This is a genomic window from Ruegeria sp. G5 (assembly GCF_056533365.1).
On sequence record NZ_JBQFOK010000005.1, the window covers coordinates 293,432 to 307,492 of the forward strand.

A 14,061-nucleotide genomic window follows, 5' to 3' on the forward strand; every position below is an offset into this window, starting at 1 on the left:
GACCATCATGGGAAACTTACCGCATTTTCAGCTTTTCATTGATGGACAATGGAGCGAGGGCGCCGCTTCACAAGTCATGACATCTGAAAACCCAGCCACAGGGCAGGGATGGGCCACCTTTGCATGTGCAGCGCAAGAGGATGTAGATCGTGCTGTTGCCGCAGCCAAACGCGCCTTGTCTGATCCGGCGTGGCGGGATTTGACTGCGACTGCGCGGGGCAAGCTGTTGTATCGCCTCGCGGAACTTATTGCTGAACACGCCCCCCGTTTAGGTGAGCTTGAGACGACGGACAGTGGCAAGTTGCTGGCCGAAACTGCGGCCCAAACCGGGTATGTGGCGGACTATTATCGTTACTTTGCAGGTTTGGCGGACAAGGTGGAAGGCACCGTTCCGCCGATCGACAAACCGGACATGCATGTCTTTACGACCCGGGAACCCGTTGGGGTTGTTGCGGCGATTGTACCCTGGAATGCGCAGATGTTCCTGACGGCAACAAAACTGGGGCCTGCATTGGCTGCAGGATGTTCCGTGGTTTTGAAGGCATCAGAAATTGCGCCGACGCCAATGCTTGAATTTGCGCGTCTGATCGAACAGGCGGGATTTCCGCCCGGTGTTGTCGCGGTGATTACAGGTGACGCTGAAAACTGCGCTATTCCGTTGACCCGGCATCCGGACGTGGATCGCATCGCCTTTACTGGCGGGCCCGAAACGGCACGGCATGTGGTGCGCAATTCGGCCGAGAACTTTGCTGTAACCTCGTTAGAGCTTGGCGGAAAATCTCCGATCCTGGTCTTTGAAGACGCCGATCTGGAAGGTGCCGCGAATGGGTTGATCGCCGGGAATTTCGGCGCTGCTGGCCAAAGCTGTGTTGCAGGCACCCGCGGTTTGGTCCATCGGTCGATACTCCAGCCGCTGATTGCGCGGATCAAGGAAAAGACCGCAACCATTCGGTTGGGCGACCCCTTGAATGCAGACACGCATGTCGGGCCACTATGCACAAAGGCGCAGGTTCGCCGGATAGAAGAGACGCTGGCCAAGACCCAAGGGCAGGGTGCGACCATTCATATCGGGGGGCAAACGGCTGATCGTCCTGGCAACTTTATGAACCCAACCCTGGTCGAATGCACTACGCCCGAGACTGAGACACTCAAGGTCGAGATGTTCGGGCCGGTGATGTCCTTGCTGCCTTTTGACACCGAAGAAGAAGCAATCGCATTGGCAAATGACTCGCCCTATGGTCTGGGGTCCGGCGTTTTCACAGAAAATCTGGCACGTGCTCACCGCGTCTCGCGGCGTATTCGGGCGGGTATCTGTTGGGTGAATACGTACCGGGCAATCTCGCCGATCGCTCCGTTCGGGGGGTTCAATCAATCGGGATATGGCCGCGAGGCTGGTGTTGAGGCGATACTGGATTACACCCGCACGAAAACCACCTGGATCAGTACGTCGAAAGAGCCAATGGCGAACCCGTTCGTGATGCGTTAAGTCTTTGGAAAGGCAAAGACGGGAATGCGGCAATGAAGTTAATAGATCCGAAGTTCAAAGCGCCGGTTGATGCGCAGGAACGCAAAGCGATTGCTCCGGTCATCTGTTATCCGCCTGATACACTGCCGCAACCTGACATTGCCGCACTGAACGCATTGCGTGACATGGCTGTGAAAACAGGCGAGGCGACGGCTGCGCCACGTGACGCGGCCTGTATCGAGGTTCCGGCTGGTGCCTTTATTCGCGTCGTTTCCGTTGATGGTCCGCAGGTCGGTGATCTGAACATGTGGAACAAGCATGATCTGACCGAACGGTTCTATTCCGGGAAAACACGCGCGTTACACGGCACTCATTTGTCGACCGGTGATCGAATGTGGTCTAGCTTTCCGACCTTGCGCCCAATGGCGACGATCATTGGGGATACGTTGGACTGGTATGGGTTCGATGCCTTTGGTGGCTCGGTCCATGATGTGATCGGTACTCGGTGTGATCCTTATACCGGCAGGTTGCTGTCTGGGGATGACTACCACTATTGCTGCCATTCAAACCTGACGCGTGCGTTGGCCAGCCACTGTGACCTACCGCTGCACGAGGCAGAGACGCTTGTGCATGATGTACTCAACGTTTTCATGTGCACGGGGTTCACTCGTGATACTGGGCAATATTTTATGAAGGCCAGTCCGGTTCGGCCCGGAGACTATCTGGAGTTTTATGCCGAAATTGATCTGATTGTCGGTTTGTCCGCTTGCCCGGGCGGCGATTGCTCATCCGAGCATTCGTCGGATGCGGCGGCTTGCTTCCCATTGTTGATGGAAGTCTACGACCCCGGGGAAGAGGCGCGTGCCGCCCATATTCAGCCGGCGCCCTCACCCTATGATCGCACGCATGGTGTCGTCTAAGCGGTCAGTCGATGACCCAGCCGATCCAGCATACGGCAGCAAAGGTCCAGTTGCTCGATCTCGACGTACTCATCGGCCTTGTGCGCTTGTGTGATGGATCCCGGTCCGCACACGATCGAATGGACGCCCAATTGTTGGAATAGCCCGGCTTCGGTCGCAAAGGACACAACGCCTGTTCCGTTCGCCCCGGTCAGTTCCGCTACCAGTTTACGGGCGGCGTTTTGATCCATCGGCTCAAGCCCTGCGACTTCGGCAGTGATGTCCTGAGTGATGCTTGCTTCGGAGTGTACAGTTTGCATCTCGGGTAACAGGGTGTGCGTCACGTAGTCCGACAGGGTTTGATTGACGAGATCAGCGTCGCTGGCTTGAACTGGTCGCATCTCCCAACCGACTTCGGCTTTGCTGGCTATGACGTTATGTGCAACGCCGCCATTGAAAAAGCCTATGTTGATCGTTGTCCAAGGCGGTTCAAAAGCACTTCCTTTTGGTGCGCGTGATTTCAGAATGCCGCGTAATTCCAGCAGCTTGCCGACATAGCGGGCGGCATATTCAGCCGCATTTACCCCATCATCCGGGGCTGAACTGTGGCCTTCTAGCCCAACAAACCGAGTGGTGTATTCATAGCAGCCCTTATGCCCTTCAATCAGGCGCATCTCGGTCGGTTCACCGATGATGGCGACGTCCGGGACAATGCCGCGCTCGGACAGGTCGTTAACAAGGGTCTGGGCGCCCAGACACCCTGTTTCTTCGTCGTAGGTGAAGGCAAAATGCAGCGGCTGGTTCAATTTGGTTGTATCCAGCGTTTCCGCAAAAGCCAGGGATGCCGCGATGAACCCCTTCATGTCACAGGTGCCACGCCCGTAGAGTTTTCCGTCCCGTTCGGTCATCTCGAACGGGTCCGATGTCCAGTTCTGATCTGCAACGGGCACAACATCAGTATGGCCTGAAAGAAGAATCCCTCCCGGCATATCTGGTCCAAGCGTCGCAAAGACATTCGCTTTTGTGCCGGTTTCATCCCGGGTTTCGATGCACTTTGCCCCAAGTGCCTTAAGGCGGTCGGAAAGGTATTTGATGATCTTCAGATTGCTGTCTGCCGACACGGTTTCAAAAGCGATCAGATCGGCAAGGATTTCTTTGGTTCGTGGCAATGTCATGGTTTTACAAACAGCTTTCTGGGGCGGTTACAGAAACACTCGGCGGCACCTGTTTCAGTGATCAGAATGGACTCGGTAATTTCAAGCCCCCAATCGTCCATCCAAAGGCCGGGCATGAAATGGAAGGTCATTCCGGGTTCCAGAACGGTTTCATCCTCGAGGCGCAGGGAAATGGTACGCTCGCCCCAATCTGGCGGGTAGCTAAGGCCAACGGGATAACCACATCGCGCACCGCGTTCGATCCCCGCGCGTTCAAGCGGTGCGGCCAGTGCCAACGCAATGTCACGTGCCTGGTTTCCGGCCCGTGCGGCATCCAGACCAGCCTCTAGCCCTTCGACCAACGCAGCCTCGGCCCGACGCAGATGATCAGGAGGGTTTCCCAGAAAGACCGAACGACAAAACGGAGCGTGGTATCGACGGTAACAGCCCGACAACTCGAAAAACGTGCATTCGCCGGTTTTGAACGGCGCGCCGTCCCACGTTAGATGCGGCGCGGCCGCGTCGGGACCGGATGGCAGCAGTGGAACAATGGCGGCGTAGTCCCCCCAAATCCCATCACTGCCGGAAATGGCATCCTGATAGATTTGCGCCACCAGTTCATTTTTGCGCAAGCCGGGCTCGACCCGTTGGATCACACCGTCGATGATATGTTCGGAAATGCGCGCAGCCTTGCGCATCAATACGATCTCTTCATCAGATTTGACCGCGCGCTGCCAATTCACCAAAGCATTGGTATCCACCAAACGAGCCTCGGGCAGTTCGGCCTCCAACGTCAGGTGTGCCTTGGCTGAGTAATAATAGTTGTCCAGCTCAACACCGATGCGTTTACTTGCCAGCCCATTGTCGCGGATCAGCCGGGCCAGATCCTGCATCGGATGCCGCACGGTGGATTGAACAAACTCGTCGGCATAGCCGTGTATACGGTCATCATTCATCCAAACCGTGCGCCGTGCGCCGTTGGAATCTTGGCTGCGGCCCCACCAAATAGGATCGGCATCGTGCTGAACCAATACGCCTTGGTGGACGTAAAATGACCATCCTTCATACCCGGTCAACCACGCCATGTTCGAGGGGTCTTCGATAAACAATGCATCCAGATCTGCCGCGGCCATTGCCGCGCGTGTTTTGGAAAGTCGGCGGTCATATTCGGCCTGCGAGAATGCCGGGTCAGCGTGCGCCATATGCGGTTTCCTGTAACGGTGGAGTTCTGTTGACAGAACTTGAGGAATACGGTCACGTCAATGGGCAACACAGGAAAGGCCCTCACTTGAAAATCACGCATAACCCTTATCGCGGCGGTCAGAAGCTTGTCGCCGAGGCGCCGTACCCATCGACGAATGCAGCCCGTGTTGCCGAGCTGTTGGCACAATGCCCCGCTGCAGCCGAGACTGATCTGATCGAAGTGGACGGTTTGGCAGACGTGTCAAAGCTGTGGGTCAAGGATGAACGGAGCCGCATGAACCTTGGGTCGTTCAAAGCGCTTGGTGCGGCCTACGTTATCGCGCGACATGCCGCGGAAATCAACCAGGAACCAAGCGAAACGACGCTAAGTGATCGCACTTACGTGACCGCGAGTGCTGGAAACCACGGAATGAGCGTTGCAGCCGGTGCCCGTGTTTTTGGCGCAAATGCAGTGGTTTACATAGCGGAAACCGTGCCTGAGAGCTTTGCGGAACGTCTGCGCGCGCAGAACGCGCGCGTGGTCCGGCAGGGAGCAGACTATGCCGCCAGTATGAACGCCGCCAGTCAGGCTGCGGTAGAAAATGGCTGGACGCTGCTGTCTGACAGTTCGTGGGACGGGTACTATGACTTGCCGCATACGCTGATGGAGGGATACCTGCAGATGGCCGCCGAGGCCACTCGGCAATGTCCAGAGGTACCCACGCACATCATGCTGCAAGCCGGTGTCGGTGGATTGGCCGGGGCTGTTGCGGCCCATATCCGTGATGTCCACGGTGATGTCCCCGAGATTGTCGTCGTTGAACCCGATGCTGCACCAGCGCTGCAAGCTAGCATCGAAGCGGGGTCGTGCGTTTTTGCCGACGGACCAGACAGCATAATGGGGCGATTGGATTGCAAAGAGCCCTCACTAATCGCGCTGAATGGGCTTGCACGCGATGCAGACAGCTTCCTGACCCTGACGGATGACGAAGTGAGCCAGTATTTGCCTGCAATAGCGGCGGCGGGGATTTCGACGACTGCTTCGGGCGGGGCTGGGGTCGCAGCGGCAATGAACCCTGATGCGCGCCGCGAATTGGGGATTGGGCCTGATGCGCGGGTTTTGTGTTTCCTGTCTGAGGTTGCTGAATGAGGGGGTTCGCAACTTCGGAATTTAGTGCGAGGGTCACTCGTGCCCAGCATATGATGGCTGATGCAGGGCTTTCGGCCTTATTGCTCACGACTGAGCCAGAGGTGCGGTACTTCACGGGTTACCTGACCCGGTTCTGGGAAAGCCCAACCCGACCTTGGTACCTGATCGTTCCGTCCAGCGGAAAACCGATTGCGGTCATACCCTCGATCGGAGCCGATTTGATGGGGCAGACATGGATAGATGACATCCGAACCTGGAGCGCACCGGACCTGAAGGATGACGGAATAGGTCTGTTAGCTGATACTTTGTCAGAGATCACACCGGCTGGCGCGATGATAGGTATTCCAGACGGACACGAAACGCACGTTCGAATGCCACTGGCGGACCTGACGCGTTTGAAATCCCTGATGAAGCCACGTTCCCTTGAAGGGGATGCGGGCATATTGCGTGCGTTGCGAATGATCAAATCGCAGGCCGAGATCGCAAAGATCGAAACCGCCTGTGACATCGCGGCCCGCGCTTTTCATCGCGTGCCTGAGGTTGCTGGCGCAGGTCGTTCGCTTGATGATGTATTTCGCCGGTTTCAGATGCTTTGCCTTGAAGAAGGTGCTGACTGGGTTCCCTATCTTGCGGGTGGAGCGGGGCAAGATGGATATTCGGACGTAATCTCACCGGCCAGTGAAAAAGCTTTGCAACCTGGTGATGTCTTGATGCTGGACACAGGTTTGGTTTGGGATGGCTATTTCTGTGACTATGATCGGAATTGGTCGATAGGTCCCGCTTCGGGTAAAGTTTCTTCAGCTTATGCCGCGCTGGTCGAGGCTTCGGATGCCGCTTTCGAAATGGCACGACCGGGGGCGACAGCGTCCGATCTGTTTCATGCGATGAGCAGTGTTTTGTCGGGACAAAGTGGCGAAACCGGTGCTGGGCGTCTGGGTCATGGTCTGGGTATGTCTCTGACTGAATGGCCATCTTTGATACCGGACGATCACACGGTGCTCGAGCCCGGAATGGTTTTGACGCTGGAGCCCGGAATTACCGTGGATGGAAAGATCTTGGTGCATGAAGAGAACATCGTCATAACGGAAACCTCGGCGCGTTTCCTAAGCCCAAGGATTGGCCCAGAGATTCCCGTGATATGAAATACTTACCTTACGAACTTGAAAAAGATGATCCTGAGGCGTCACCAATAGGCCTCATCGTTTTGCAGACCGATGAGACAATTGAACCCGAGTTCAGCGCCTATTTTGCTGATCCTAAGTGCCCAATCTACGTGTCCAGAATTCCAAGCGGCTCTGAAGTCACGACAGATACGCTTTCAGAGATGGAAAAAGCACTGCCTGCGGCGGCCGATTTGCTACCCAAAGCCCGAAGCTACAAGGTCGTGGGGTACGGGTGCACTTCGGCAAGTTCTGTCATCGGTTCTGACAAGGTCGAACAGATGGTTCAAAAGACCTGCAACACGGCCGTGGTCACGAACCCGTTGCGGGCTGCGTCAGCCTGCGCGGCGCATTTGGGAGTGTCCAAATTTGCGTTGTTGTCACCTTATATCGAAGAAGTGAATGAGCCCCTGCGGCGAGCTTTTGCTCAGAATGGAATCTCCATGGATTTATTTGGTTCTTTCGGAGAGGCAGAAGAGGCCAAGGTCGTTCGAATCTCTCGACAATCCGTGGTTGACGCAGCTCTCAAATTGGGAGCTGATCCGATGGTTGAAGCTGTTTTTATAAGTTGCACAAATCTAAGGACAATCGACGCAATCCCCGAGGTGGAGAAGAGGCTAAGGAAGCCAGTTCTTTCCAGCAATCAAAGCCTTGCATGGCACATGCGCGTTTTGAATTCCGCCTGAATAACAGGCGCGTGATAAAATCATTGTCATGGGTCTGACACATTTTGGTTGCGCGATGCCGCTTGCATGTCCTTAAATAGCTGCGACAGGTCCTTGAGATCCGGATAAACCGGGCGACCAAGGGCACACAGGGGAGCCAAGTTGGTAATGTCTAATGACGCAGCGTTCGTCGAGTTTCAGCGTGTCCAGAAATCTTACGACGGCGAGATCCTTGTCGTAAAAGATTTAAACCTATCAATGCCAAAAGGCGAGTTCCTGACAATGCTTGGCCCGTCAGGGTCTGGCAAGACGACGTGTCTGATGATGTTGGCAGGGTTTGAAACCGCGACGCATGGCGAAATCATGTTGGACGGGCGGCCTATCAACAATATCCCACCACATAAGCGGGGGATCGGCATGGTGTTCCAGAACTATGCTCTGTTTCCGCACATGACAGTTGCCGAAAACCTCTCTTTCCCGTTGGAAGTTCGGAAGATCGGGAAAGAGGCGCGGGAAGAAAAGGTAAAGCGCGCTTTGGACATGGTTCAGATGGGTGCTTTTGGTAGCCGCCGTCCTGCCCAATTGTCCGGGGGGCAGCAGCAGCGTATCGCATTGGCCCGTGCACTGGTTTTTGAACCTGAACTTGTCCTGATGGATGAACCGCTGGGTGCGCTGGACAAGCAGTTGCGTGAGCATATGCAGTTCGAAATTACCCGTCTTGCGCATGAGCTTGGGATTACAACTGTTTACGTGACGCATGACCAGACCGAGGCGCTGACGATGTCAGACAGGGTGGCGGTGTTCGACGACGGACGGATTCAGCAGTTGGCCCCGCCGGATCTGTTGTATGAGGAGCCAGAGAATAGTTTTGTCGCCCAATTTATCGGTGAAAACAATACCTTGGAGGGTGTGGTTAAATCGATAAATGGTGATTCATGTGTGGTTACCTTGGACGACGGATCGGAGATCGATGCAAAGCCGGTCAATGTTACATCTGCTGGCGAACGGACCAAGGTTTCGATCCGCCCCGAGCGGGTGGAATTCAACAAAGACCGCCTGCATGCGGATGCGCATACGCTGAAGGCGAAAGTGAAAGAATTCATCTATATGGGCGATGTTTTCCGGTTCCGTATGTCGGTGGCCGGAAATGATGACTTCATCATCAAGACCCGTAACGCACCCGATGCTGTACGGTTGTCGCCTGGACAAGAGGTGGAAATTGGCTGGCTGGCGCACGATTGCCGCGCGCTGGACGCCTGAGTACGGAATACCCTGCGCCAAACGCAGGGATGAAGCTTGGTTGGGTTGCCCCGTGGCCCGGCCTCAGGAAGAAAATCAACGGGCATAACAGGGAGTAAATCATGAAAGTAAAAACCACTCTTATGGCAAGTGCGGTTGCAGCCGTTGCCGGCGGTGCGATGGCCGAAGAGATGACCATCGTATCCTGGGGCGGCGCGTATTCCAAATCGCAGCTCAAGGCGTATCACGAGCCCTATTCGGAAAAGACAGGTGTCACCATCCTGAATGATGACAGCTCGGCAGAAGCGGTTGCAAAACTGCGGGCGATGAACGAAGCGGGCAACATCACGTGGGATGTGGTGGATGTTGTTGCAGCAGACGCGATCCGCTTGTGCGATGAAGGCTTGGCGCTTGAGATTGATCCGGACACCATGCTGGCACCGGCACCGGACGGAACGCCTGCTTCGGATGACTTTGGCGAACTTCTGGTCAGCGATTGCTTCATCCCGCAGATCGTCTACTCGACGACTTTCGGCTATCGCACGGATTTGGTGGGTGACAATCCTCCGACTGAAATCTGCGCAGTGTTTGACCTGGAAAACTATCCGGGCAAGCGTTCGCTGGAAAAGCGTCCGATCAACAACATGGAATGGGCTCTACTGTGTGACGGTGTGGCCAAGGACGACGTCTATGACGTTCTGGCAACCCCTGAAGGACAGGATCAGGCGCTGGCCAAGCTGGACACCATCAAGGACAGCGTTGTCTGGTGGTCAGCAGGTGCCGACACGCCGCAGTTGCTGGCAGATGGCGAGGTCATCATGGGCTCGACCTATAACGGTCGCCTGTTCAGCGTGATCGAAGAGCAGAAGCAGCCCGTCGCTATGCTGTGGGACGCACAGGTGTTTGACTTGGATGGTTGGATCATCCCCGCAGGCCTGAGCGAAGAGCGTCAGCAGCGTGCACTTGACTACATCATGTTCGCGACAGACACGCAGCGACTGGCAGATCAGGCCAAGTACATCTCGTACGGTCCGGCCCGCGCCTCGTCGGCACCGCTGGTAGGTCAGCACGCCGATCTGGGTATCGACATGGCACCGCACATGCCGACCGATCCGGAAAACGCAAAGAACACGTTCCTGTATAACTACGAGTTCTGGGCGGATTACCGCGACGACATCGACGCCAAGTTTCAGGCGTGGTTGGCGCAATAAGCTGACTTAGAGAACATGGCTGGGGCCGCTATTGGCCCCAGCCCACCAAAGACCAAGGGACGCAGATGACTGACGCTACGCAAACCGGCCCTATGTTGGCCGCCGATGGTACGCCTCTCAAGAAATCGTTGGCACGGTCTTTGCGCCGCCGCAAATTGCGCGCTTTGGCACTTATTGCGCCCTTGTTGTTATTCGTCCTGCTGTCTTTCGTAATACCAATCGTTTCAATGCTATTCCGGTCGGTGGAAAACAGCATCGTGGCAGAAACCCTGCCATTGACTGTGGTTGAGCTTAGAAACTGGGATGCGGAAAGCGGAGAGCTGCCGGATGAGGCGCTATATGCTGCATTCACCAAGGACATGGTAACCGCGATTGACGCGAAAACCCACACGCGTCTTGGATCCCGATTGAACTATGAGCAGACCGGCATGTCGTCAATGTTCCGTCGGTCGGGCCGTCAGATCAAAAAGCTGGACCCAGAGACGGACGGGCCTTTCAAAGACAAGCTTATCGAAATCCACGATGGTTGGGGCGACGTGGATACATGGCGTACGATCAAGACGCATTCTGTTCCAATAACGAACGGGTATTTCCTCAATGCAGTCGACATGCGCCGTACGCCGGAGGGGGCTCAGGCGCAGCCAGAAGATAAGCAAATTCTGATCAAGCTATTCGGCCGCACATTGATGATGTCTTTGATCATTACCGGTGCGTGTATTATTTTGGCTTACCCTGTGTCGTATCTGCTGGCCACATTGCCTATGCGGGTGTCCAACCTGCTTATGATATTGGTGTTGTTACCCTTCTGGACATCTTTGCTGGTGCGAACCTCAGCGTGGAAAGTGATGCTGCAGCAGCAAGGTGTCATCAATGAAACCCTCGTCTGGCTTGGGCTGGTGGCCGATGATGCTCGGCTGGTCATCATCAACAACCAGTTCGGGACAATCATTGCGATGACGCATATCCTGCTGCCGTTTATGATCCTGCCGATGTATTCGGTGATGCAGACCATTCCGCCGTCTTACACCCGTGCGGCCAAATCGATGGGTGCAACGAACTGGACGACCTTCTGGCGTATCTACTTTCCGCAATCCATTCCGGGTATTGGTGCGGGGTCAATCCTCGTGTTCATTCTTGCCATCGGCTACTACATCACGCCGGAAATCGTCGGCGGTACCAAAGGTGTCTTTATCTCGAACCGGATCGCCTATCACATTTCGTCCTCATTGAACTGGGGACTGGCAGCTGCCTTGGGGACAATCCTGCTGGCGGTCGTGCTGCTGCTTTATTGGTGCTACGACAAGATCGTAGGCATCGACAACGTTAAGCTGGGATAAAGACGATGGCTGCACTTACACCAATATCCCGCAAACCGTTGTCCGTGGTTCTACCAGCAGTCGCCATCGCCGGAGGTCTGGTCGGTATGTTCGTCGGGGCCGGGCAGGGCAGTGTTCTGCTTGGTATCCTGATTGGCGCTGCCCTTATGGCAGGTCTTGCGTGGGTCTATATCACCATGTTGGACAACGAGCGTGCCGCCCGCTGGATTACCATTCTGGGGATGGCCGCACTTGGCCTATTGTTTGCAGGATTGACCGGTTTGATTATCGGCTTGTTGGTCGGCTGGTTCTTCGCCTTTTTCATTTTCTGGCTATACGAAGGACGCTACCGGCAAAAACTGTTGCCCTACCTGACCGGGCAGCAAGTGTTCTGGCATTATGCGTTCCGTGTCACCTGCGGCGCGATCTTTGTGTTCCTGATCACGCCGATCCTGGTGGTCCTGCCGTTGTCGTTCAACGCACAGGACTTCTTCACCTTCACGCCAGAGATGCTACGCCTTGATCCAGAAGGGTATTCGCTGAAGCACTATCGCGACTTTTTCACCAATAACGAATGGCAGCGAAGCTTTAAGAACTCTTTGATCATTGCGCCGATCGCTACCATCATCTCGGTCTCGTTGGGGACGCTTGCCGCGATTGGGTTGAGCCAAAGCCATGTTCCTGGGCGGCGTGCAATTATGGGAATTCTGATTTCACCGATGATTGTTCCGCTAATCATCTCGGCCACGGGTATGTTCTTTTTCTACAGCGATATTGGCCGGTTCCTGGAAGGAACCCTTGGCATGGACAAGAACTTTGTCGGCTATGTTAAGGTCATCTTGGCGCATGCGGTGCTGGGTATTCCGTTTGTGATCATCACTGTGACCGCTACTCTGGTCGGGTTCGATCAATCGCTGACACGGGCGGCCGCAAACATGGGGGCAGGGCCTGTTCGCACCTTCTTCAAAATTCAAATGCCGCTGATCCTGCCCGGTGTTATCTCGGGCGGTTTGTTCGCGTTCATCACATCCTTTGACGAAGTTGTTGTGGTGCTGTTCGTGGGATCGGCCAGCCAGAAAACGCTGCCGTGGCAAATGTTCACCGGCCTGCGTGAGCAGATTAGCCCGACTATCCTGGCGGTTGCGACTATTCTAGTGGTTCTGTCCATTGCGCTACTCACGACGGTAGAGCTGCTGCGGCGGCGGTCAGAGCGACTGCGTGGGTTGAGCCCGGCTTGACGCAGGCCGAAACCTGAAATAGCGATACGGTATGTAGCCCGGTCACGATGGCGTCGTGACATCTTAACGGGCGCATGGCTCTCGGTTCCCGAGGCCGCTTGTCCTGAACGCCGGGGCTTGTGGCCGGGCACTGCCTGTCCGGCAAGAGGAGAGACCATGATGACTGATCTGAGCGACCGCCCCGAATTTTTCACCAGCCACAATGGCGATAAGGCCGCTTTGCCCTTTAGTAAGGCCGAGTATGAAAGGCGCATGACAGCTTTGCGCCAGATGATGGCCGCGCGAGATATTCCTGTGGTGTTGCTAACATCGATGCACAACATCGCGTACTATTCGGGGTTCTTGTACTGCTCTTTTGGTCGTCCCTACGGCTGCGTCGTGACGCAGGATGCCTGTACGACGGTGTCGGCCAATATCGACGCGGGGCAACCGTGGCGTCGTTCGGTCGAAGACAACGTGATTTACACCGACTGGAAGCGGAACAACTACTGGCGCGCGGTCGCCAGTCTGATCGGCTCTGCGCGCAGGATCGGGGTTGAAGGCGACCACCTTACACTGGCCATGCGCGATACCGCGTTGGACATGCTGGGCGCGGTCGAATTGTTGGATGTTGCCCCGGACACGATGGCGGCGCGCATGGTGAAATCATCCGAAGAGATTGAGCTGATCAAAGGGGGCGCGCGCACCGCAGACATTGGCGGAGCCGCCATTCACGCCGCCATTCGCGAAGGCGTAACCGAGATCGAGGTTGCGATGGCGGGCCGCGATGCGATGGAGGCTGAGATCGCGCGGGCTTACCCGAATGCAGAATACCGCGATACCTGGGTTTGGTTCCAATCTGGTTTGAACACGGATGGCGCACACAATCCGGTTACGAAACGCGCGCTGCAAAAGGGCGATATCCTGTCACTAAATACCTTTCCGATGATCTCAGGCTATTACACCGCGCTTGAACGCACCCTGTTCCTGGGTGAGCCTGACGCAGACAGTCTTCGCATTTGGCAGGCAAATGTGGCTGCGCATGAGCTGGGTCTTAGCCTCATCAAACCGGGTGCGACCTGTTCCGGCATTTGCGCAGAGATCAACCGGTTCTTTGCTGATGAGGGCTTGTTGCAATATCGCTCATTTGGGTATGGCCATTCGTTCGGCGTCCTTAGCCATTACTACGGACGTGAAGCTGGCCTGGAACTGCGAGAAGATATCGACACTGTGCTTGAACCCGGCATGGTCGTCTCAATGGAGCCAATGCTATGGGTCCCCGAAGGACAACCCGGCGCGGGTGGTTATCGCGAGCATGATATTCTGGTGGTCGATGAAACCGGCGCGCAGAATATCACAGGCTTCCCATATGGGCCGGAGCACAACACGATCCATGCGTGATC

At 55.7% G+C, this 14,061-nt stretch carries 12 protein-coding genes; 10 read left to right on the plus strand and 2 right to left on the minus strand.

Annotated elements, in window-relative coordinates; genetic code table 11:
• Positions 1-7: 7 nt before the first annotated feature.
• The gene (locus ACR0BD_RS11625; protein ID WP_480830580.1) at positions 8-1,486 is read left to right on the plus strand and encodes an aldehyde dehydrogenase; all 1,479 of its coding nucleotides are present in this window, start codon (positions 8-10) and stop codon (positions 1,484-1,486) included.
• A gap of 32 nt (positions 1,487-1,518) precedes the next feature.
• On the plus strand, positions 1,519-2,385 hold the full coding sequence (locus tag ACR0BD_RS11630) for an urea carboxylase-associated family protein (protein WP_480830582.1): 867 nt from the start codon (positions 1,519-1,521) through the stop codon (positions 2,383-2,385).
• On the opposite strand, the gene argE is transcribed toward ACR0BD_RS11630, so the two are convergent.
• Both argE and ACR0BD_RS11640 read right to left on the minus strand, forming a co-directional pair.
• A complete protein-coding gene (gene argE / locus ACR0BD_RS11635; protein ID WP_480830584.1) occupies positions 2,382-3,539 on the minus strand; it encodes an acetylornithine deacetylase in 1,158 nt (385 codons plus the stop codon). The genes ACR0BD_RS11630 and argE overlap by 4 nt on opposite strands.
• Positions 3,536-4,720 (minus strand): M24 family metallopeptidase, encoded by a 1,185-nt coding sequence (locus ACR0BD_RS11640; protein ID WP_480830585.1) that lies wholly within the window; start codon positions 4,718-4,720, stop codon positions 3,536-3,538. Before ACR0BD_RS11640 ends, argE begins: the two co-directional genes overlap by 4 nt.
• An 86-nt stretch (positions 4,721-4,806) precedes the next feature.
• On the opposite strand from ACR0BD_RS11640, the gene ACR0BD_RS11645 reads away from it, so the two are divergent.
• From ACR0BD_RS11645 to ACR0BD_RS11680, 8 genes are all read left to right on the plus strand, one after another.
• Complete coding sequence (locus ACR0BD_RS11645; RefSeq protein WP_480830656.1) at positions 4,807-5,850, plus strand: pyridoxal-phosphate dependent enzyme; 1,044 nt, start codon at positions 4,807-4,809, stop codon at positions 5,848-5,850.
• Positions 5,847-6,992, plus strand: a complete 1,146-nt coding sequence (locus ACR0BD_RS11650) for a M24 family metallopeptidase (RefSeq protein WP_480830587.1) — start codon at positions 5,847-5,849, stop codon at positions 6,990-6,992. The genes ACR0BD_RS11645 and ACR0BD_RS11650 overlap by 4 nt, the downstream gene beginning before the upstream one ends.
• The gene (locus ACR0BD_RS11655; protein WP_480830589.1) at positions 6,989-7,696 is read left to right on the plus strand and encodes a maleate cis-trans isomerase family protein; all 708 of its coding nucleotides are present in this window, start codon (positions 6,989-6,991) and stop codon (positions 7,694-7,696) included. Before ACR0BD_RS11650 ends, ACR0BD_RS11655 begins: the two co-directional genes overlap by 4 nt.
• A gap of 147 nt (positions 7,697-7,843) precedes the next feature.
• The gene (locus ACR0BD_RS11660) at positions 7,844-8,935 is read left to right on the plus strand and encodes an ABC transporter ATP-binding protein (RefSeq protein ID WP_480697356.1); all 1,092 of its coding nucleotides are present in this window, start codon (positions 7,844-7,846) and stop codon (positions 8,933-8,935) included.
• Positions 8,936-9,036: 101 nt separating this feature from the next.
• Positions 9,037-10,125, plus strand: a complete 1,089-nt coding sequence (locus tag ACR0BD_RS11665) for an extracellular solute-binding protein (protein ID WP_480697354.1) — start codon at positions 9,037-9,039, stop codon at positions 10,123-10,125.
• 65 nt (positions 10,126-10,190) lie between these two features.
• Positions 10,191-11,462, plus strand: a complete 1,272-nt coding sequence (locus ACR0BD_RS11670; protein WP_480697352.1) for an ABC transporter permease — start codon at positions 10,191-10,193, stop codon at positions 11,460-11,462.
• Positions 11,463-11,467: 5 nt separating this feature from the next.
• Positions 11,468-12,679: an ABC transporter permease gene (locus tag ACR0BD_RS11675; RefSeq protein ID WP_480697350.1), complete on the plus strand. Its 1,212-nt coding sequence runs from the start codon at positions 11,468-11,470 to the stop codon at positions 12,677-12,679.
• 159 nt (positions 12,680-12,838) lie between these two features.
• Entirely contained in the window at positions 12,839-14,059 is a 1,221-nt protein-coding gene (locus ACR0BD_RS11680) for an aminopeptidase P family protein (protein WP_480830593.1), read from the plus strand.
• The last annotated feature ends 2 nt before the right edge of the window (positions 14,060-14,061 follow it).

What these genes read in the sequence shown, in the direction of transcription:
- ACR0BD_RS11680 (WP_480830593.1), top strand. Translation starts at nt 12,839, where the DNA reads ATGACTGATCTGAGCGACCGCCCCGAATTTTTCACCAGCCACAATGGC.
- ACR0BD_RS11625 (WP_480830580.1), top strand. Translation starts at nt 8, where the DNA reads ATGGGAAACTTACCGCATTTTCAGCTTTTCATTGATGGACAATGGAGC.
- ACR0BD_RS11660 (WP_480697356.1), top strand. Translation starts at nt 7,844, where the DNA reads ATGTCTAATGACGCAGCGTTCGTCGAGTTTCAGCGTGTCCAGAAATCT.
- ACR0BD_RS11665 (WP_480697354.1), top strand. Translation starts at nt 9,037, where the DNA reads ATGAAAGTAAAAACCACTCTTATGGCAAGTGCGGTTGCAGCCGTTGCC.
- ACR0BD_RS11675 (WP_480697350.1), top strand. Translation starts at nt 11,468, where the DNA reads ATGGCTGCACTTACACCAATATCCCGCAAACCGTTGTCCGTGGTTCTA.
- ACR0BD_RS11640 (WP_480830585.1), bottom strand. Translation starts at nt 4,720, where the DNA reads ATGGCGCACGCTGACCCGGCATTCTCGCAGGCCGAATATGACCGCCGA.
- argE (WP_480830584.1), bottom strand. Translation starts at nt 3,539, where the DNA reads ATGACATTGCCACGAACCAAAGAAATCCTTGCCGATCTGATCGCTTTT.
- ACR0BD_RS11670 (WP_480697352.1), top strand. Translation starts at nt 10,191, where the DNA reads ATGACTGACGCTACGCAAACCGGCCCTATGTTGGCCGCCGATGGTACG.
- ACR0BD_RS11650 (WP_480830587.1), top strand. Translation starts at nt 5,847, where the DNA reads ATGAGGGGGTTCGCAACTTCGGAATTTAGTGCGAGGGTCACTCGTGCC.
- ACR0BD_RS11630 (WP_480830582.1), top strand. Translation starts at nt 1,519, where the DNA reads ATGAAGTTAATAGATCCGAAGTTCAAAGCGCCGGTTGATGCGCAGGAA.
- ACR0BD_RS11655 (WP_480830589.1), top strand. Translation starts at nt 6,989, where the DNA reads ATGAAATACTTACCTTACGAACTTGAAAAAGATGATCCTGAGGCGTCA.